Origin of the sequence: Streptomyces sp. NPDC051211, from assembly GCF_040689505.1 — a bacterium.
Classification (GTDB): Bacteria; Actinomycetota; Actinomycetes; order Streptomycetales; family Streptomycetaceae; genus Streptomyces.
Window position 1 is genome coordinate 17,240 of the sequence record NZ_JBFBAV010000027.1, and the last position, 18,204, is coordinate 35,443.

Sequence of the window (18,204 nt, forward strand, 5' to 3'; positions counted from 1 at the left end):
CCACCGGCCACGGGGGACCGTCCTGCGGGGGTGGGACGGCGGCCATGGGGGAACGCGCGGGATCAGTTGGCCGGGGGTCCGACTGATCCCGCGCTGTTCCGTTTCCGGACGCCGGACTCCGTCCGTCGGCCGGCGGGCGAGTGGCGAGTCCACTGCCCACCTGATGCACGTCCGTATCCGGGCACGGGTTCAACCACGTACGGCCCCACGGGCGATGGAGGCGCGGCAGCAGGGCCCGGGGGCGGAGCCCCGGGGCTATGCCGTGGCGGCGGTCGGCGTGCGGTGGCGGCCTGCGGCTGCCGCCGCGAGGCGGCCCAGCGCCTCGTCCCGGCCGCACGCGTGCGCGCCCAGCGCGACGTGCCGGGCCACGATGCCCCGCTCGGCCCGCATCAGCCGCCAGCCCCTGCGCAGCAGGAACAGCACGGACTTGCGGCCCTCGCGCAGGTCGCGGGCGAGCCGCCGCCGGAAGGTGGTGGACGGCCGGCCGCGCAGGCAGATCGCGTCGGCGAGCAGCCCCAGCTCCTGGCAGCGTGCCGCGATGTCCGCCGCGAAGATCCCCTCCGCGATGAACAGCGGGGTGCGGGAGATGTCGAGGGCCTCGGTGCCGGTCCGGGAGCTGGTGGCGATGTCGTACACCGGCACCTCGGTCCGCCCGGCCCGGCACAGCTCGGCCACGGCGGCCACGGCCGCTTCCGCGTCCCAGGACAGCGGGGAGTCCCAGTCGATGTCGGAGCTGCCGTCGACCAGCGGGAGGGTCGGGTCGGACCCTTCCTTGTAGAAGTCGTCGAGGCGCAGCACGGGAAGCCCGGACCGGGCCGCCAGGGAGGACTTTCCGGAACCCGAAGGACCCGTCAGCAGGACGACGCGCGTCGGAAGGGGAGATGAACAGCTCACGGGACACCAGTCTGAACCATTCCCCCGGGTAGGGGATCCCCACGGAGGCCCATTGGTATTGAGCATCACACCTCAACTACGCTGAGTGCATGGGACGTCACGCATCTTCCGCACCCCGGCAGCCGCTCCGTACCGCCGGCCTCACCGTTTCGATGGCCGGCGCCGCCCTGGCGATGGCCGCGGGCGGTGCCCAGGCGAGCGAGGTCTCGCTGCCCCACGCGCTGGCCGGGGTCACCGAGCCGATCGCCGATCTGAAGGTGAATCCGCTCGCCAACACCGGCGTGGATCCCCTGGACAACGGCATCGGAACCCAGGTCGCGGACTTCCCCGCGGTCGGCACCACCATGGTCACCGGCACCCTCACCCAGGGCCCCTCGGTCGGCGAGCTCCCCACCGCCGCCGTCTCCTCCCTGCTCGGCCCGCTCACCGGCGGCCGCTGACCGGCCCCGGGGTACGCGAAGGCCCCGGCAGCGCGGGGGTTCGCTGCCGGGGCCGGTCTCGCCGTGGCTCGTCCTAGTAGGAGGAGCCGGACGCGCCCAGCGAACCCGTGGGGTGCCAGACGGTCTTGGTCTCCAGGAACGCCGTCATGCGGTGCGTGCCCGGGTCGGCGGTCCAGTCGTCCACAGGCTGTGGACGCAGGACGCGCTTGAGGTTGTCGGCCGCCGCGATCTCAAGCTCCTTGGCGAGCGCGGCGTCCGCGCCGGCCAGGTCGATCGCGTTGACGTCCTGGTGGGACGCCAGGTGCGGGCCCATCTCGGCGGCCTTGCCGGACAGGATGTTGACCACGCCGCCCGGCAGGTCGGAGGTCGCCAGTACCTCGCCCAGGGAAAGGGCGGGCAGCGGGGACTTCTCCGAGGCCATCACCACGACGGTGTTGCCGGTGGCGATCACCGGGGCGATCACCGAAACCAGGCCCAGGAAGGACGAGGCCTGCGGGGCGACGACCGTGACGACACCGGTCGGCTCCGGTGTGGAGAGGTTGAAGAACGGGCCCGCGACCGGGTTGGCCCCGCCCACGACCTGGCCGATCTTGTCCGTCCAGCCCGCGTACCAGACCCAGCGGTCGATGGCGGCGTCCACGACGGCGCCGGCCTTCGACTTGGACAGGCCCTCCGCCTCGCCGACCTCGCGGACGAACTGGTCGCGGCGGCCCTCGAGCATCTCGGCGATGCGGTAGAGGATCTGCCCGCGGTTGTAGGCGGTGGCGCCGGCCCAGCCGCCGAAGGCCTTGCGGGCCGCGACGACCGCGTCACGCGCGTCCTTGCGGGAGGACAGCGGTGCGTTGGCCAGCCAGTTGCCCTTGGAGTCCGACACCTCGTACACCCGGCCGCTCTCGGAGCGGGGGAACTTGCCCCCGACGTACAGCTTGTAGGTCTTGAAGACGTTCAGGCGCGTCGCAGAAGACTCAGACATCGAGGTAGCCCTCCAGGCCGTGGCGGCCGCCCTCGCGGCCGAAGCCCGACTCCTTGTAACCGCCGAAGGGCGAGGTCGGGTCGAACTTGTTGAACGTGTTGGCCCAGACGACGCCGGCGCGGAGCTTGTTCGCGACCGCCAGGATGCGGGAGCCCTTCTCCGTCCAGATGCCGGCGGACAGGCCGTACTGGCTGTTGTTGGCCTTGGCGACGGCCTCGTCCGGCGTACGGAAGGTCAGCACGGACAGCACCGGGCCGAAGATCTCGTCGCGGGCGATGGTGTGCGCCTGGGTGACGTTCGTGAAGAGCGTCGGGGCGAACCAGTAGCCGGCGGACGGGAGCTCGCAGGCCGGGGACCAGCGCTCGGCACCCTCGGCCTCGCCGGTCTCGGCCAGCGCGGTGATCCGGGCCAGCTGCTCGGCGGAGTTGATCGCGCCGATGTCGGTGTTCTTGTCCAGCGGGTCGCCCAGGCGCAGGGTGGACAGGCGGCGCTTGAGGGAGTCCAGCAGCTCGTCGTGGATCGACTCCTGGACCAGCAGGCGGGAGCCCGCGCAGCAGACCTGGCCCTGGTTGAAGAAGATCCCGCCGACGATGCCTTCGACGGCCTGGTCGATGGGGGCGTCGTCGAAGACGATGTTGGCGCCCTTGCCGCCCAGCTCCAGGGTGACCTTCTTGTCGGTGCCGGCGATCTGGCGGGCGATGGCCTTGCCGACCGCGGTGGAACCGGTGAAGGCGACCTTGTTGACGTCCGGGTGCGCGACGAGCTCCGCGCCGGCGTCCCCGTAGCCGGGAAGGATGTTGACGACACCCTTGGGCAGGCCGGCCTGGCGGCAGATGTCCGCGAAGAACAGGGCGGACAGCGGGGTGGTCTCAGCGGGCTTCAGAACGACCGTGTTGCCGGTGGCGAGCGCCGGGGCGATCTTCCACGCGAGCATCAGGAGCGGGAAGTTCCACGGGATGACCTGGCCGGCCACGCCCAGCGGCCGCGGGTTCGCCCCGTAGCCGGCGTGGTCGAGCTTGTCGGCCCAGCCCGCGTAGTAGAAGAAGTGCGCGGCGACCAGCGGGAGGTCCGCGTCGCGGGTCTCCTTGATCGGCTTGCCGTTGTCCAGGGTCTCCAGGACGGCGAGCTCGCGGCTGCGCTCCTGGATGATCCGGGCGATGCGGAAGAGGTACTTGGCGCGCTCGGAGCCGGGCAGCGCGGACCACTTCTCGAAGGCCTTGCGGGCGGCCTTCACGGCGCGGTCGACGTCGGCGGCGCCGGCCTGGGCGACCTCGGCCAGCACCTCCTCGCTGGAGGGGCTGACGGTCTTGAAGACCTTGCCGTCGGCCGCGTCGGTGAACTCACCGTCGATGAACAGGCCGTACGAGGGCGCGATGTCGACGACGGAGCGCGACTCGGGAGCCGGTGCGTACTCGAAAACAGATGCCATGGTGATCAGTCCACCGTCACGTAGTCAGGGCCGGAGTAACGCCCGGTGCTCAGCTTCTGGCGCTGCATGAGCAGGTCGTTGAGCAGGCTGGAGGCGCCGAAGCGGAACCACTCGTTGGTCAGCCAGTCCTCGCCCACGGTCTCGTTGACCAGGACCAGGAACTTGATCGCGTCCTTGGTGGTCCGGATGCCGCCGGCCGGCTTCACACCGATCTGGATTCCAGTCTGCGCCTTGAAGTCGCGGACGGCTTCGAGCATGAGGAGGGTGTTGGCGGGGGTCGCGTTGACCCCGACCTTGCCGGTGGAGGTCTTGATGAAGTCGGCGCCCGCGAGCATGCCGATCCAGGAGGCGCGGCGGATGTTGTCGTAGGTGGACAGCTCGCCGGTCTCGAAGATGACCTTGAGCCGGGCGGCGGTGCCGTCCTCCCGGCCGCAGGCCTCCTTGACGGCCTTGATCAGCTCGTACGTCTCCAGGTAGCGGCCGGCGAGGAAGGCGCCACGGTCGATGACCATGTCGATCTCGTCGGCGCCGGCGGCGACGGCGTCCCGGGTGTCGGCCAGCTTCACGGGGAGGGCCGCGCGGCCCGCCGGGAAGGCGGTGGCCACGGAGGCGACCTTCACGTCGGCTCCGCCCAGGGCGGCCTTCGCGGTGGCCACCATGTCCGGGTAGACGCACACGGCGGCGGTCATCGGGGTGGTGCGGTCGGTCGGATCGGGATGGACGGCCTTGGCGGCGAGCGCCCGGACCTTGCCCGGGGTGTCCGCGCCTTCCAGCGTCGTCAGGTCGATCATCGAGATGGCCAGATCGATGGCGTACGCCTTGGCCGTGGTCTTGATCGAACGCGTGCCGAGGGCGGCCGCGCGGGCCTCCAGGCCGACGGTGTCGACGCCGGGCAACCCGTGCAGGAAGCGGCGCAGCGCACTGTCGGACGTCGTCACGTCAGCGAATGCGGTGAGGGTGGTGGGCATGGTCACCAGATGAGCATATCTACGCGCGTAGCGACCTGTCACCCCCTCCACCGGATCCGAGCTCGGAATTGGTGGTTCCGCCGATGGCCACCCGTGTGCAGCGAGTAACCGGAGCGGGCCCCCGGGGGCGCGACGGCCGCCGGGGCGCAGCGGCCCGCCGCGCCTCCGGCGCCCCGGGCTGCGCCACGGGCCCATGCCGATCTCGTGGGCTGAGACGGCGTGGGGCACAATCGGCGGCATGACGAGCCCCTCCCCCGCGTCCTCCTCCGACGAGCCGGTCTACCAGGACCGCGTCTACCGCTCCCCGATGGCCATCGTCGGCGGGGTGCTGCTGCTCGCCCTGCTGGCCTGGCTGTGCGGGGACGCCATCGTGCGGGGCAAGGGGAACGCCCCCTGGTTCGGGGTGGCGGGGGCGCTGCTCACCGTGCCGCTGACCGTGGCGTTCACGCTGCGGCCCGCCGTGTTCGCGGGCCCCGACCGGATGCGGGTGCGCAACCCCTTCCGGAGCATCGAGCTCCCCTGGGCCGCGGTGGACACGGTGCGCTCCGGGTACTCCGCCGAGGTGCTGACCGAGAACGCCAAGTACCAGCTGTGGGCGATTCCGGTCTCGCTGCGGGACCGCAAGAAGGCCAACCGGCAGATCGCGCGCCGTGAGGCGCTGGCCCGGAAGGGCGAGACCGATCCGGAAGTGCTGGGCACCGGGACCCCGCGCGCGCAGGCCGACCGGCACGTGGACGAGCTCCGCGAGCTCGCCGAGCAGGGCGCGAAGCGCGAGGGTGCGCAGGGTCCCGCCACGGTCCGCTGGGCGTACGAGATCATCGCGCCGGCCGTGGCCGGGGCCGTCCTGATGATTGTGCTGCTCGCCACCCGGTAGAGGGCCGACCGACCGGAACCGGAGCCACCGGGGACCGCGTCATCCCAGGTGTGCAGCGTCATGAGGCCGGCGGCAGCGCCGCCATCGATCACCGGCTCCGAGTGCTGGGCGGCGTACTCCTGGCCACCCATCTCCTGCTCGTCGGCTGGCTGACCCTCCGGCCCCTGGACGTGCCCTGGGCCGCCGCGCCCAATCTGACCCCGCTGGCCGGGATCCGGGTCGATCTGGCGTACGGGCCGCTGGAGGCGGCCCGCCGGATCGGCTGCGCGCTCGCGCTGCTGGCCCCGCTCGGGGTGCTGTTGCCGCTGGTCAGCGGCCGGCTCGCACCCTCTCCACTGGCGGCCTGGTCCTCGCTGGCCCGGACCACCGCGGCGGGCACGCTGGTCTCCCTGGTGATCGAGCTGCTGCAGACCGCCGTGCCGGGGCAGGTGGTGGACGTGGATTCGGTGCTGCTGAACACGGCGGGCGTGGCGCTGGCCCATCTGGCCGTCGTTCCGGCCCTGCGGGCCCGGTTGCGGCGGGCCCGGGTGGCGCGGGATACGGCAGTGAAAATGGAGGCGCCGGGATCTCAGGGACGGACCCCGAGAATTCCCAGGGTCGGGCTCGATCCGTGGACCGAGGTTTTGTCGGCGGTACCGCGGGAGTATTGAGGCATCGCAGAAAGCGGTCCTCGATAAGGAGAAATCATGAGCGCGCTGGTACGCCCCCGGGAAGGACGAATGATCGGCGGAGTCTGTGCCGGTCTCGCGCGGCGCTTCGGAATATCGTCCTTCATGATGCGGACGATATTCGTGGTCTCGTGCCTGCTGCCCGGGCCGCAGTTCCTGATCTATCTGGCCCTGTGGGTACTGCTGCCGAACGAGAAGAACGCGAAGAGCGAGTCCACCGCCTGGTGATCCGGCCGCGTCGTCAGCCGATTCGGCGTCGGCGGGTACGTCGTCAGCGGGTACGTGGTCAGCGGATGTTCTGCCGGACCTTTTCCAGCTGCTTGTCCGCGACCTCGTGCGGGACTTCGGCGGCGGTTTTCGCGCCGGCCACGTTGAGGGCCATGAGCCGTACGACGGTCGACCCCTGGCGTACGACGACCAGGTGGACCTGCGCCGTGACGCCCTCGGCGGCGGCGACGGTGGTCCAGCTGACGCTCTCGTCGCCGCCCGTCTTGTAGGCGGCGGGCTTGACCTGGCGGTAGCTGCCGGACTGCTTCTCGACCGTCGCGGTGAATCCCGCCCCGCAGGCGGCCACGGCCTGCCGGAGCCGCGACATCAGCTTCTTGGCGTCGCCCTCGGTGTACCCGCTGAGCGACGCGGAGACGGCGAGGCCGATCTGCTTCTGCGAGCCGATGCCCCGGTTCACGGTCTCCTTGGCCGCCGGGTCGGGCTTGTCGCCCATGATGTCGGCGAGCGGCTGGCAGGGCTTCTTGTCGGCCTGCGGCTGGCCGTCGGGGGCGTTCGGGTTCTTGCCCTGGGCGGAGATCTGGTAGTCGGCTAGGTCGCCCTGGGCGAGCGCGGCCTTCTCCAGCGGCGTGCGGGGAGCCGGCGGTGCGCCGGGGGCTCCCGGGACGGCCGCGGACCCCTTGGGGTCGGGGCTCTTGTCCGCGGCCGAGCCGCTGTCCGAGCCGCCGCAGCCGACCGCGCCGAGCAGCAGGACGGGCACCAACGCGGCGGCCGCCGCCTGTGACTTCACTTGCCTGACGTGCACGACTCGCATGACCGAGACCTCGTACCCCGTGTAGTAGAGCGGAAGTTGGGGTGATCGTGGCACACGCCACGGCGGGGCGCCCACCCGATCGAAAAGGCGTGCGCCGCGCCGAGCGCGCGTACGGATCTCCGGACGGGTCAGCCGCCGACCGGGACCGGGAGCGGCAGGCCGCCGAGCACCTGGGTCACGCCGCCGAGCGCCTGGCCCGGGTCGCTCGCCTCGCCCTCCGCCGCCGCGCTCTGGTTGGTGATCGACTCGGCGGCGCCGGCGACCACGCCGAGCGCGTCGGCGGCGCCGATCGCGGGCACGGCGGCCGAGGCGGAGCCCGCGGCGGCAGCGGCGAAGGCGGCGCCGAGAACGGCGACACCGAGGGTCTTGGCAGCTGACTGCTTCATGAAAAATCGTCCTTGCGACAGGGAATTTTGAGCGGCTCCGCAAACTAGCCACTTAAAACGCCGCCCCGCAAACATCCTTAAATATGAGAAGGCGCCCGGTGGATGATCCAGCCGGGCGCCTTCTCTTGTGTGATGCTGTGGCCTAGACGGCGACAGAACCGCTGGTCGAAGCGGTCTGGCGGAACAGCCACTCGGACTTCAGCTCCGCATAGCCCGGCTTGATCACGTCGTTGATCATCGCCAGTCGTTCATCGAAAGGAATGAACGCGGACTTCATCGCATTGACGGTGAACCACTGCATGTCGTCGAGCGTGTAGCCGAAGGTCTCGACCAGGTGCTCGAACTCGCGGCTCATGCTGGTGCCGCTCATCAGCCGGTTGTCGGTGTTGACCGTGAGCCGGAAGTGCAGCTTGCGCAGCAGGCCGATCGGGTGCTCGGCGTAGGAGGCCGCCGCGCCCGTCTGCAGGTTCGAGGTGGGGCACATCTCCAGCGGGATGCGCTTGTCCCGGACGTACGAGGCCAGCCGGCCCAGCGTCACGCTGCCGTCCGCGGCGACCTCGATGTCGTCGATGATCTTCACACCGTGGCCGAGCCGGTCGGCGCCGCACCACTGCAGGGCCTGCCAGATCGACGGCAGGCCGAAGGCCTCGCCCGCGTGGATGGTGAAGTGGTTGTTCTCGCGCTTGAGGTACTCGAAGGCGTCGAGGTGGCGGGTGGGAGGGAACCCGGCCTCGGCGCCGGCGATGTCGAAGCCGACCACGCCGTTGTCGCGGTAGCGGTTGGCGAGCTCGGCGATCTCCAGCGCGCGGGCCGCGTGCCGCATGGCGGTCAGCAGGGCCCCGACCCGGATGCGGTGGCCGCCGGCCTTGGCGCGCCGCTCACCCTCGCGGAATCCGGCGTTGACCGCCTCGACGACCTCTTCGAGGGTCAGGCCGGCCTCCAGGTGCTGCTCGGGGGCGTAGCGGATCTCGGCGTACACGACGCCGTCCTCGGCCAGGTCCTCGGCGCACTCGGCGGCGACCCGGAACAGGGCCTCCTTGGTCTGCATGACGGCGCAGGTGTGCGCGAACGTCTCCAGGTAGCGCGGGAGGGAGCCCGAGTCGGCGGCTTCGCGGAACCAGATGCCGAGCTTGTCGGCGTCGGTCTCGGGGAGGTTCTCGTAGCCGGCCGCCTGGGCCAGCTCGATGATGGTCCCGGGTCGCAGGCCGCCGTCGAGGTGGTCGTGCAGCAGCACCTTCGGGGAGCGGCGGATCTGGTCCGGGGTGGGCAGGTTGGGGGTCTCGCTCGTCATCTGCGCACTCTACTCCTACGCGCGTAGAGCACCAGACCGCTCACACCCGTCGATACGTAACAGTGACCGTGCGGACGGGTGGCGTACACCTCTGCGTCTGAGACTGTTCCGCCATGGCACAGCATGCGATGCCGGAACGCGGCGCGCGCCTGGGACGGGCGAGCGGCGCGAATGGGTCCGGCTCGACGGTCACCGGCGTGGTGCTCCTGCTCCCCGGGCGCCCCAGATTGTCACCCTTATCCCCCGGGCCGGTGCGCCCGCTGGCGCGGGCACTGACCCGGGCCGGCGGCGGCGCGGGCCTCGCCACCCACCTGGTGCACGGGGCGGACGGCTGCCAGGAATGGGCGGCGGACGAGGTGGTGCGCCGTTACGGCGACGTCCCGGTCTGCCTCGCCGGGTACGGCGCGGGCGGCGTGACCGCGCTGCGCGGTGCGGGGCACCCGGCGGTCAACTCGGTTCTGGCACTGGCCCCCTGCCTGCCGGAGGGTGCCTCGGACGGGTCACCGGAACCGGTGAAACAGCTCGCGGGGCGGCAGGTGTTGATCGTGCACGGCACGAACGACGCCTGCACCGACCCGGAGTTGTCGTTCCGGCTGGCGGCGCGGGCGAAGAAGGCGAATCGTTCGACCTGCCGGTTCGAAGTCCACTCGGACGGCCACGGACTCCGCGAGCACCGCGCCGAAGTGGTCGCACTGGCTGTGGACTTCATCCTGGGGGCGGTCCTGGGCAACCGGTGGTCCCGGCCGGTCCAGGACGCGCTGGCCGCTCCGCCGCCGTTGGGGCTGCGGATGCCGCTCGCCTCCGGGTTCGGGCGCTCACTGCGGGGATGACCGGCGTATCGTGAGATACGGACTCGGGGCACTCCTCCCGGGAGGCGATGGCTGTGGCCAAGCTGGTGATCAAGAACTTCGACGGCGCGGACGAGACCCGTCCCTTCGAGGCCGACAAAGGCCGGCTGGATCTGATCACGACGGACGGCGGGCCGGTCGGCCGCGCCGTCTTCGAGCCCGGGTGGCGCTGGTCCGAGCACGTGAAACCCCTGGCGGGCACGGACAGCTGCCAGTCGGCGCACACGGGGTACGTGGCGAGCGGCCGCATGAAGATCGTCATGGATGACGGGGAGACCGCAGAGTGCGGAGCCGGCGACTTCATGCAGGTGGCGCCGGGCCATGACGCGTGGGTCGTCGGCGACGAGCCCTGCGTGATCGTGGACTGGACGGGCTTCGGCGGATACGCGAAGAAGTCGGGCGGCTGACCGGGCCAAGGACCGAGCGGCCCACGCGGCCGGGGCGGCCCACGCGTCCGGGCGACGCAGGCGGCCGGGGCGACGCAGGCGGCCGGGGCGACGCAGGCCTCCGGGGCGACGCAGGCATCCGGGCGACGCACGTGTCCGGGCGACGCAGGCGTCCGGGGCGACTCGCGCGGCCTACGCGCCGATCCAGATCGGGTTCGTGAACGCGGCCGGCGGGCCGGGCAGCGGTGGTGCCTGGGGCGGGTGGCGGACCTCGGCGCGGACGTACGCGGCCCGGTCGGGCGTGGTGCGCCACTCCAGGGAGCGGGCCCCGGGTGCGGTGAAGGCGAGCCCTTGGTCCGTGACCAGGCGCAGGTCGCAGCCCTCGACGCCGGTCACCGACAGCCGGACGAGGACCACGGTGGACGGGTCGTCGGCCCTCAGCCGCTCGCCGATGCCCGCGTGGGCACCGCGCGGGGTGACGGCTGTGAACTCGACGGAGACGGCGGCGGACTCCGCGGCGTAGGAGCGGCCCGCGCGCAGGCCCGCCAGGATCGCGTCCCGGGTCAGGTCCTCGGCCAGGACCACGGTCTGCGGGGTGCCGATCCGGTCCGGGTCGCGGTGGTAGTCGCTGTTGGCCACGGCCGGCAGCGGGCGGCGGCCGTGCTGGAGCTGCGCGTCCCAGGCGGCGAGGGACACCTCGTCGTCGGGGGTCCACGGGCCGTTCCACACTTCCACCGCGTCCGCGTCGGCGAAGCCGAACTTCCAGGCGCAGCCCAGGCAGGCGGCGTGCGGGTGGGCGGGCACGACCAGGCCGCCCGCGCCGTGGACGGTCTGCGCGAACCGGCCGAAGCGGTTGTCCCGCGCCCGGTAGCGCCAGTCCACGAAGGTGCCGGGGTCGGTGCCGACGGCCAGCACGTGTCCGGTGCGGGTGGTGACCTCCTCGCCGGTGAGGATCAGCAGGTCCGGGCCGGCCGGGCCGCCCCAGGCGGCGTGCGCGGAGGTGGTGTTGTGCTCGGCGGAGTTGATGAAGTCCAGGCCGGCCGCGCGGGCCAGCGCGGCGATCTCGGCCGGGGTGCGGCGGCCGTCCGAGTGCACGGAGTGGATGTGACAGTCGCCCCGGTACCAGGCGCGGCCCCGGCCGCGGGCGCGGTGCGGCGGGTAGGAGGGGGCGGGGGCCGGGCCCGGGTCTCCGTACGTGAAGGTCGCGGTGATCTCGTACGGCAGGCCGGCCGGGGCCACCGTGTACGGGCCGAGCGCGATGTGCCAGCGGCCGGGGGTGAGGGGGCCGGGCAGATAGCCGGGGGTGGCTTGGTCCGCGCGCAGGAAGAACTCGGTGCGGGCGCCGCCCGACCAGCCGCGGAAGCCGCGTCCGCCGAGGGCGGTGCCGCGCCGGTCGAAGATGCCGATGTCCAGGGCGTTGCCCGGGGTGCCGGGGGGTACCGGCGGTTTCTCGTAGCGGTAGGAGATCCGTAACTCGCGTATGTCCTGGGGCACTTCGAGGGGGACGTAGACGAAGTCCGGGGCGCCGGGCGGGATGGTGCCGTGCAGGGTCCGGGTCTCGGTGCGGTCGCCGGGGCGGGGATCGGGACCGGGGCCGGTGTCGGTGTCGGCGGGGCCGGCGCCGGTGGCGCCCGGGGCCGGCGTGGCGGCGGCGGCCGCGGCCGCGCCGGTGGACAGGAGGTCGCGCCTGCTGAGGGCCATGCGGGCCAGGCTGGCACCGGCATGTGACATGACGGTGAATCAGGTGTGGAGGAGGGACACCGCCCGGGCAAGGGCGTGGTCGAGATCGGCGGGGGTGGGGGCGGCGGCCAGGACGTAGGCGTGGTGCAGGGTGCCGGTCGGGGGCCGGCGGACGGTGGCGTTCGGCGGGACGGCCAGCCCGATGCGGAGCACGCCGGGCACGGCGCGGGCGGCGGCCAGTCCGGCGCGGCTGCCGGCGAGGCGGTGGCCGGGCGGGAAGTCCACGTACCGCAGACCGGCGTGGGCGGGTGTGCGTGGGCTGGGAGCCGGCCCCGGCAGTCCGAGCCCGGCGGCCACGGCCAGGGCGAGCACGTCGGTGCCGTGGGCGAGCCGGAGCAGTTGGGTGATCTCTGCGCCTCCGGGGCGGGCATGGGCCTCGACCAGGCGGGGGCCGTGCGGGGTGAGCACCACCTCGGTGCGGGAGGGCCCGTCGCGGTGGCCGGCGAGGTCGAGGACTCCGCGTACGAAGGACCGTACGGCCTCGGCGGTTGCGGCGGGCAGCGCCGTCGGCAGGTCGTGGCCGGCGGGGGCGAGGCGGGTGTCGTCGGCGGGGCGCAGGCTGCGGGTCCAGCCGAGGATGCGGTGGCGGCCGTCCCGGGAGAGGGCCTCGACGCCGAGCTCCGGGCCCTCGAGGAACTCCTCGACGAGGAGGTCGGTGACGGCGGGGTAGGAGCGGGCGGCGAAGGCTGCCTCGGCGGGGTCGCGGACCAGCCGGACGCCTTCGCCGTCGGCGCCGGCCCGCGGCTTGATCACGCAGGGGTGGCCGATGAGGGTGGCGAGGAAGGGCAGCAGGGAGGCGTGGCCGCAGCGGGCGAAGGACACCGGCCGGGTGCTGTGCAGGGTGTTGGCGCGGGCCCGCAGGGCGGCCTTGTCCATGAGCGCGGTGACGGCGGCGACGGGGGTGCCGCGAAGCCCGAGGGCCTCGTTGGCCCGGGCGGCGGCCAGCGCCCGGGCTGCGTCCCCGAAGCCGAAGACGGCCGCCCGCCGTTCCCGGACGGCGTCGAGCCGCGAGAGGGCCCGGACCAGCTCCCGGTGCTCCCGCCAGTCGACGACGAGGTACCCGTCCACGGCGCTCCCGGCCGGGCCGTGCGCTTCCCGCCCGGCCGGGGGCGTCGCCCGGAGCCCGTACGCGTCCCCGCAGAACGGGCCGAACGGCCGGCCGACGGCCGCGTCACAGGCGGCCGGGGCCGACGGGGCGTCGGGGCCCGCGGCCCGGCAGGCGGCCGACGCGGCGTCGGGGCCCGCCGCCCGGCAGGCCGCCGGGCGACAGCACACCGCAACCACGGCCCCGAACGCCGCCGCCCCACCGGAAACGGCCCTGTCGGCCGTGCCCCGAACCGCCCCTGGCAGGCGGGCACCGCGCGGGCCGCAGCACGGTACGGGGCAGCGGTCGTGGCCGGTCCAGGACGTGCCGCAGGCGGGATCGGGGAGGGCCGGTGCCCACGCAGGGCAGCGGTCGAGGTCCGTGCGGGGCGACGGGCCGGAGTCCTGCCGGGACGGGCCAGGGGCGAGATCGGCGGCGGTGGCTGACGCCGATGCGGGGCAGCGGTCGGGGGCCGGCCGGGACGGCGGGTCGGAGTCCGGCCGGGACGGGTCGCGGGTGGGATCGGTGGTGGTGGTGGGCGGTGCGGCCGGGTGGTCGCGTCGGTTCGGGTGGGCCTGCCGTACCGCCCCCTCACGGTCGGATGGCTCCGGTGGAACCGGCGCGACCACCACGGTGCGCGCCCCCGCGCGCCGCGCGGCGGCGATGTCGGCGGGGCGCGGGCTCAGCAGCACCGCCACGGGTGTCGGCCGTCCCATTCCGCGCTCCCCCCTCACGCCGTGGTCCCACTGTGCCGGTCTGGCATATGCGTACGGCCGCCGGACGGGCGACGTGTTGCCGCCTTGCGGGAACACGAGGGGTTTATGAACAGGTGCATGAAGGGACGAATAGGCATATGCCCGCCGAGGACCACGTGAACGGAGAACTGAGCCCCGCCGCCCGGCGGCTGTACGCGTACGCCGTCGAGCGGCACGCCTTCGCCGCCCGGGACGCCACCGAGGCGCTCGGCGCCCGCGCCGCCGCCGCGATCACCGAGCTGGCGGCGGCGCACCTGCTGCAGCGGGCCCCGGACGGCGGCCCCGACCGGTGGACGGCGGTGGCGCCCCGGGCCGCCGTGGCCCGCGCCCTGGCGCCGCTGGCCCTGCGGGTCCGGGAGACCCACGACGAGATGGACCGGCTGCGGGAGCGGCTGGAGGCGCTGCTCCCCGCCTACGAGGCGGGGGCGGCCCAGCGCGACCGGGCCGCCTCGGACGGGCTGGAGGTGGTGACCGACCTGGGCGCCGTACGGGGGCTGATCGCCGAGCTGGTGGCCTCCTGCGAGGAGGAGCTGCTGACCTCGCAGCCGGGCGGGGGCCGGCCGCAGGAGACCCTGGAGGAAGCGATCGGCCGGGACGAGTCGCTGCTGGCGCGCGGCGTAAGGATGCGGACGATCTATCAGCACACGGCCCGCTACTCGCGGCCGACCGCGGCCTATGTGGAGCGGGTGACCGCGCTCGGAGCGCAGGTGCGGACGCTGGGGGACGGGCTGATGCGGATGCTGGTCTTCGACCGGTGCACGGGGCTGATGACGGTGCGGGGCGTCAGCGGCGGGGCGCTGGTGGTGCGCGAGCCGAATGTCGTGCACTTCATGGCGGAGGCGTTCGAGCGGTCCTGGCTGGCGGCGGAGCCGTTCGCCACGACCACCGGCCCGGACCAGGCGCGCTCCCTCTCGGACGAGTTGCGGCAGACGATCGTGCGGATGCTCGCGGAGGGGCTGGAGGACAAGGTGATCGCCCGGCGGCTGGGCATGTCGGAGCGGACCTGTCAGCGGCACATCGCCGAGGTCATGCGGGCGGTGGGCGCCAAGTCCCGCTTCCAGGCGGGGTATGCGATCGCCACCGCAGCCGCAGCCGCAGCCGCCACGGCCACCACCACCGCAGCCGCAGCCGCAGCCGCCGCCGCCGCGGCCGCCCCGGTGACCACGCCCGCACCTGCACCCACATCCACACCCGCGCCGGCGCACCCGCCCTCGCCCAAGGCGCCGCCGCCGGAACCGCCCCCCGTCAAAGCTCCGGGATGAGCCGCCCCCGGCGGGACAGCAGGAAGCGCTTGAACGCGGCCACCGGCGGGGTGTCCGGGTGCCCGTCGAGCCAGGCGACGCCGATCTCGCGGACCGCGCGCGGCGCGGTGACGGTCAGTTCGACCACGCCCGGCCGGGCCACGGCGGGCGGTGGCAGCAGGGCCACGCCCAACCCGGCCGCGACCAGGCCGCGCAGGGTCTCGGCCTCCTCGCCCTCGAAGGCCACCCGGGGCGTGAACCCGGCCTCGGCGCACAGGTCGTCGGTGATCCGGCGGAGCCCGTAGCCGGGTTCGAGGGTGACGAAGGTTTCGTCCGCGGCCTCCGCCAGCCGGATCCGCTTGCGGCCCGCGAGGCGGTGGTCGTCCGGCACCACCAGCCGCAGCCGCTGCTCGTCGAGGCGGCGGGTGACCAGATCGGGAGCGTCCGGCACCGGCGAGGTCAGGCACAGGTCCAGCTCCCCGGCGCGCAACCGCTCCAGCATGGCCTCGCCGTAGTTCTGGACGAGGGAGAAGCGGACGTTGGGGTGGTCCACCCGGAAGCCGCGGATCAGTCCGGGAACGGTCTCCGACCCCATGGTGTGGAGGAAGCCGAAGGCGACCTTGCCGGAGGCCGGATCGGCGTCCTGCTGTACGGAGTCGGCGGCGCGGGCGATCTCGCCGAGCGCCCGCTCGGCGGAGGCGAGGAAGGTGCGGCCCGCCGTGGTGAGTGAGACGGTCCGGCCGATCCGGGCGAACAGCGCGACGCCCAGGTCCTGTTCGAGCCGGACGATGGCCCGGGACAGGGTGGACTGTGGAATGCCCAGCTCGTGGGCGGCCCGGGTGACGTGCTCGTGCCGGGCGACCGTGACGAAGTAGGTCAGCCGCGGAGCCAGCAGACTTGTCACGGCGATGTCTTCTTCGTAACGGCTCATTGACAGGCACCTCTGTGAGCTGTGCTGATGCACCAGCGGATTGATTCCGAAGATTCTACGCATTGGACGCATGAAAGGAGGAGGCCTACCGTCGCAGGTATGCCTCCCGCTCATACCGGGGCGGCCACCACCGTGGCCGCCTCCACGCCGTCGTTCCCCGAGACCTCCGAGACCCACGAGCCCCTCTCCCCCGGCGGCCCCGGCTACCGCCGTATGAGCTTCGCGCTCTTCGCCGCCGGACTGGCGACCTTCGCCCTCCTCTACTCCACTCAGGCCCTGCTGCCCGCGGTCTCCGCCGGCTTCGGCGTGACGGTGGATCAGGCCAGCTGGACGGTGTCGGCGGCGACCGGCGCGCTCGCGCTGTTCGTACTGCCGCTGAGCGCCCTGTCCGAGCGGTTCGGCCGGACCCGGATGATGACCTGCTCGATGGCGGTGGCCGTGGCGGTCGGCCTGCTGGTGCCGTTCGCGCCCAGCCTGGAGTGGCTGATCGCGCTGCGCGCGGTGCAGGGCGCGGCGATCGCCGGCATCCCGGCCTCCGCGATGGCCTACCTCGCCGAGGAGGTGCAGCCGAAGGCGCTGGTCTCCGCCATCGGACTGTTCGTGGCGGGCAACTCCATCGGCGGCATGAGCGGCCGCGTGGTCACCGGCTGGGCGGCCCAGCTGTGGGGATGGCGGGCCGGCCTGCTGGCCGTCGGCCTGATGTCGCTGGCCTGCGCGCTGGTGTTCCTGGCACTGCTGCCCCGGGCCCGGTTCTTCCGTCCCGCCTCGCTGAACCCGCGGGCGGTGGGCTCGACCGTCGCCGGGCACCTGCGGGACCCGCTGCTGCTCCGGCTGTACGGGATCGGCGCCCTGTTCATGACGGTCTTCGGCGCGGTCTACACGGTGATCGGCTACCGGCTGGTCGAGGAGCCCTTCTCGCTGGGCCAGGGTGTGGTCGGCTCGGTCTTCCTGATCTACCTGGTGGGTACGGCGGCCTCGGCGGCGGCCGGGCAGTTGGTGGCCCGGCTCGGCCGGCGCGGCGCCCTCTACCTCGCCGTCACCACCACCGCGCTCGGACTTCTCGCCTCCCTGTCGGACTCGCTCGGCGCGATCCTGCTCGGCCTGGTCCTGATCACCGCCGGCTTCTTCGCCGGGCACGCGGTGGCCTCCTCCTCGGTGAGCCGCACCGCGAAGACCGGCCGCGCACAGGCATCGGCGCTCTACCAGTCCGCGTACTACCTCGGGTCGAGCGCGGGCGGCACGCTGGGCGCGCTGGCCTACCACTCCGGCGGCTGGCCGGCCACGGCCGCGCTGGCCCTGGCAGCCGTGCTGGGCGTCGTCACGATCACCCTGTACGGCTCCGGGGTGGCGCGGGCGGAGCGGCGGCTCGCCTCCGCGTAGGGCGGGCGGATCCTCCATCCGTACCAGACGGTTTACGGCGGCCCGGGCGCAACCGCGCCCGGGCCGCCGCGCGTCCACCGGCCGACGGCGAACAACGGAGTTCGGGAGGCCGACTTGACGAACGCGGACACGAGGACGAGCGCGAAGACGAAGTCGACGCGGATACGCACGGCGCGCAGGCGCATCGCGGTGACCGGCGGGGCGCTGGCCCTGGCCGCGCCGCTGGTGGTCATCGGGGGCGGCGGCACCGCCCAGGCCGCCTCCTGCAACCTCAGCACCGGGCCGTACCAGCGGCAGGTGGAGCAGTTCCTGGGACGGCCGGTGGACGGCCGGCAGTCGGCGGCCGACTGCAAGGCCATCAAGGCCTTCCAGGCCACCCACGGCATCACCCCGACCCAGGGTTACGCGGGGCCGCTGACCTGGCGGACGATGAGCACGATGCTCGCCCAGCGGGCGGCCGGCTCCAACCCGAACAAGGCCGGGAACTGCCCCGTCAACCGGGGCCGGATCGCCTGCGTCGACCTGACCCGGCAGCTCAGCTGGATCCAGGACGGCGGCAAGCTCGTCTACGGGCCGGTACCGGTACGCACCGGCAAGGACGGTACGGAGACCCGGACCGGCCTGAAGAAGATCTACTACCGTTCCATCAACCACTGGTCGACGATCTACAACGTGTCGATGCCGTACTCGCAGTTCTTCGACGGCGGCATCGCCTTCCACTCCACGACCAAGAGCATGTGGAACCCGCCCGGGTCGGGGGGCTGTGTGAACATGCGGTCCGGCGACGCCAAGGCGTACTGGAACCTGCTCGCCAAGGGCGAGGACGTGTACGTCTACGGCCGCAAGCCCGGTACCTGATCGGGGCAGAAACGCGTTC

The 18,204-nt window shown here is 73.1% G+C and carries 19 protein-coding genes; 9 read left to right on the forward strand and 10 right to left on the reverse strand.

All coding sequences use genetic code 11. The annotated features are described in order from the left end of the window. Nucleotides 1-255 precede the first annotated feature (255 nt). Entirely contained in the window at nt 256-960 is a 705-nt protein-coding gene (locus tag AB0447_RS24040) for a uridine kinase (RefSeq protein ID WP_366478786.1), read from the reverse strand. Nucleotides 961-983: 23 nt separating this feature from the next. On the opposite strand from AB0447_RS24040, the gene AB0447_RS24045 reads away from it, so the two are divergent. Then, entirely contained in the window at nt 984-1,334 is a 351-nt protein-coding gene (locus AB0447_RS24045) for a hypothetical protein (RefSeq protein WP_366478787.1), read from the forward strand. Nucleotides 1,335-1,407: 73 nt separating this feature from the next. Here the strand turns inward: AB0447_RS24045 and AB0447_RS24050 are convergent, their stop codons facing one another. From AB0447_RS24050 to deoC, 3 genes are read right to left on the reverse strand one after another with little or no spacing between them, the layout of a single operon-like run. Then, nucleotides 1,408-2,307: an aldehyde dehydrogenase family protein gene (locus AB0447_RS24050; protein ID WP_366478788.1), complete on the reverse strand. Its 900-nt coding sequence runs from the start codon at nt 2,305-2,307 to the stop codon at nt 1,408-1,410. Next, nucleotides 2,300-3,736: an aldehyde dehydrogenase family protein gene (locus AB0447_RS24055; RefSeq protein WP_366478789.1), complete on the reverse strand. Its 1,437-nt coding sequence runs from the start codon at nt 3,734-3,736 to the stop codon at nt 2,300-2,302. Before AB0447_RS24055 ends, AB0447_RS24050 begins: the two co-directional genes overlap by 8 nt. Before the next feature lie 5 nt (nt 3,737-3,741). Then, nucleotides 3,742-4,704 carry a deoxyribose-phosphate aldolase gene (gene deoC / locus AB0447_RS24060; protein WP_366478856.1) on the reverse strand — a complete coding sequence of 321 codons (963 nt, stop codon included), beginning with the start codon at nt 4,702-4,704 and terminating at the stop codon, nt 3,742-3,744. A gap of 238 nt (nt 4,705-4,942) precedes the next feature. Here deoC and AB0447_RS24065 point away from each other — a divergent pair, with 238 nt between their 5' ends. Genes AB0447_RS24065 through AB0447_RS24075 form a run of 3 tightly spaced genes read left to right on the forward strand, consistent with a single transcriptional unit; the run spans nt 4,943 to nt 6,474 of the window. Then, nucleotides 4,943-5,578, forward strand: coding sequence for a PH domain-containing protein (locus tag AB0447_RS24065; protein ID WP_366478790.1), 636 nt, complete (start codon nt 4,943-4,945; stop codon nt 5,576-5,578). A 50-nt stretch (nt 5,579-5,628) separates the two neighbouring features. Continuing rightward, nucleotides 5,629-6,228, forward strand: coding sequence for a VanZ family protein (locus tag AB0447_RS24070; protein WP_366478791.1), 600 nt, complete (start codon nt 5,629-5,631; stop codon nt 6,226-6,228). Nucleotides 6,229-6,264: 36 nt separating this feature from the next. After that, nucleotides 6,265-6,474 carry a PspC domain-containing protein gene (locus AB0447_RS24075; protein WP_366478792.1) on the forward strand — a complete coding sequence of 70 codons (210 nt, stop codon included), beginning with the start codon at nt 6,265-6,267 and terminating at the stop codon, nt 6,472-6,474. Between the two features lie 58 nt (nt 6,475-6,532). Here the strand turns inward: AB0447_RS24075 and AB0447_RS24080 are convergent, their stop codons facing one another. From AB0447_RS24080 to AB0447_RS24090, 3 genes are all read right to left on the reverse strand, one after another. Then, nucleotides 6,533-7,261: a hypothetical protein gene (locus tag AB0447_RS24080; RefSeq protein ID WP_366478793.1), complete on the reverse strand. Its 729-nt coding sequence runs from the start codon at nt 7,259-7,261 to the stop codon at nt 6,533-6,535. Nucleotides 7,262-7,413: 152 nt separating this feature from the next. Continuing rightward, nucleotides 7,414-7,671: a hypothetical protein gene (locus tag AB0447_RS24085; RefSeq protein ID WP_366478794.1), complete on the reverse strand. Its 258-nt coding sequence runs from the start codon at nt 7,669-7,671 to the stop codon at nt 7,414-7,416. 142 nt (nt 7,672-7,813) lie between these two features. Then, the gene (locus AB0447_RS24090; RefSeq protein ID WP_366478795.1) at nt 7,814-8,962 is read right to left on the reverse strand and encodes an adenosine deaminase; all 1,149 of its coding nucleotides are present in this window, start codon (nt 8,960-8,962) and stop codon (nt 7,814-7,816) included. Nucleotides 8,963-9,075: 113 nt separating this feature from the next. Between AB0447_RS24090 and AB0447_RS24095 the strand changes: the two genes are divergently transcribed. Together AB0447_RS24095 and AB0447_RS24100 are read left to right on the forward strand one after the other, a co-directional pair. Beyond that, nucleotides 9,076-9,792, forward strand: a complete 717-nt coding sequence (locus tag AB0447_RS24095; protein WP_366478797.1) for an alpha/beta hydrolase — start codon at nt 9,076-9,078, stop codon at nt 9,790-9,792. A 53-nt stretch (nt 9,793-9,845) separates the two neighbouring features. After that, nucleotides 9,846-10,217 (forward strand): cupin domain-containing protein, encoded by a 372-nt coding sequence (locus tag AB0447_RS24100; protein WP_366478857.1) that lies wholly within the window; start codon nt 9,846-9,848, stop codon nt 10,215-10,217. A gap of 171 nt (nt 10,218-10,388) precedes the next feature. Here the strand turns inward: AB0447_RS24100 and AB0447_RS24105 are convergent, their stop codons facing one another. Then, nucleotides 10,389-11,897, reverse strand: coding sequence for a CehA/McbA family metallohydrolase (locus AB0447_RS24105; protein ID WP_366478798.1), 1,509 nt, complete (start codon nt 11,895-11,897; stop codon nt 10,389-10,391). Nucleotides 11,898-11,936: 39 nt separating this feature from the next. Further along, nucleotides 11,937-13,736, reverse strand: coding sequence for an ATP-grasp domain-containing protein (locus tag AB0447_RS24110; RefSeq protein ID WP_366478799.1), 1,800 nt, complete (start codon nt 13,734-13,736; stop codon nt 11,937-11,939). Between the two features lie 155 nt (nt 13,737-13,891). Here AB0447_RS24110 and AB0447_RS24115 point away from each other — a divergent pair, with 155 nt between their 5' ends. Next, nucleotides 13,892-15,037, forward strand: a complete 1,146-nt coding sequence (locus AB0447_RS24115; RefSeq protein WP_366478800.1) for a helix-turn-helix transcriptional regulator — start codon at nt 13,892-13,894, stop codon at nt 15,035-15,037. Here the strand turns inward: AB0447_RS24115 and AB0447_RS24120 are convergent. Next, on the reverse strand, nt 15,021-15,983 hold the full coding sequence (locus AB0447_RS24120) for a LysR family transcriptional regulator (protein ID WP_366478858.1): 963 nt from the start codon (nt 15,981-15,983) through the stop codon (nt 15,021-15,023). The genes AB0447_RS24115 and AB0447_RS24120 overlap by 17 nt on opposite strands. A gap of 63 nt (nt 15,984-16,046) precedes the next feature. On the opposite strand from AB0447_RS24120, the gene AB0447_RS24125 reads away from it, so the two are divergent. After that, complete coding sequence (locus AB0447_RS24125) at nt 16,047-17,327, forward strand: MFS transporter (RefSeq protein WP_366478801.1); 1,281 nt, start codon at nt 16,047-16,049, stop codon at nt 17,325-17,327. A gap of 189 nt (nt 17,328-17,516) precedes the next feature. Next, nucleotides 17,517-18,185 carry a L,D-transpeptidase family protein gene (locus AB0447_RS24130; RefSeq protein WP_366478860.1) on the forward strand — a complete coding sequence of 223 codons (669 nt, stop codon included), beginning with the start codon at nt 17,517-17,519 and terminating at the stop codon, nt 18,183-18,185. Nucleotides 18,186-18,204 lie beyond the last annotated feature (19 nt).

Bases quoted from the DNA above. Each gene is read 5' to 3' on its own strand.
- AB0447_RS24040 (WP_366478786.1), bottom strand. From the start codon at position 960: ATGCTCAATACCAATGGGCCTCCGTGGGGATCCCCTACCCGGGGGAAT.
- AB0447_RS24045 (WP_366478787.1), top strand. From the start codon at position 984: ATGGGACGTCACGCATCTTCCGCACCCCGGCAGCCGCTCCGTACCGCC.
- AB0447_RS24050 (WP_366478788.1), bottom strand. From the start codon at position 2,307: ATGTCTGAGTCTTCTGCGACGCGCCTGAACGTCTTCAAGACCTACAAG.
- AB0447_RS24055 (WP_366478789.1), bottom strand. From the start codon at position 3,736: ATGGCATCTGTTTTCGAGTACGCACCGGCTCCCGAGTCGCGCTCCGTC.
- deoC (WP_366478856.1), bottom strand. From the start codon at position 4,704: ATGCCCACCACCCTCACCGCATTCGCTGACGTGACGACGTCCGACAGT.
- AB0447_RS24065 (WP_366478790.1), top strand. From the start codon at position 4,943: ATGACGAGCCCCTCCCCCGCGTCCTCCTCCGACGAGCCGGTCTACCAG.
- AB0447_RS24075 (WP_366478792.1), top strand. From the start codon at position 6,265: ATGAGCGCGCTGGTACGCCCCCGGGAAGGACGAATGATCGGCGGAGTC.
- AB0447_RS24085 (WP_366478794.1), bottom strand. From the start codon at position 7,671: ATGAAGCAGTCAGCTGCCAAGACCCTCGGTGTCGCCGTTCTCGGCGCC.
- AB0447_RS24090 (WP_366478795.1), bottom strand. From the start codon at position 8,962: ATGACGAGCGAGACCCCCAACCTGCCCACCCCGGACCAGATCCGCCGC.
- AB0447_RS24095 (WP_366478797.1), top strand. From the start codon at position 9,076: ATGGCACAGCATGCGATGCCGGAACGCGGCGCGCGCCTGGGACGGGCG.
- AB0447_RS24105 (WP_366478798.1), bottom strand. From the start codon at position 11,897: ATGGCCCTCAGCAGGCGCGACCTCCTGTCCACCGGCGCGGCCGCGGCC.
- AB0447_RS24110 (WP_366478799.1), bottom strand. From the start codon at position 13,736: ATGGGACGGCCGACACCCGTGGCGGTGCTGCTGAGCCCGCGCCCCGCC.
- AB0447_RS24125 (WP_366478801.1), top strand. From the start codon at position 16,047: ATGCCTCCCGCTCATACCGGGGCGGCCACCACCGTGGCCGCCTCCACG.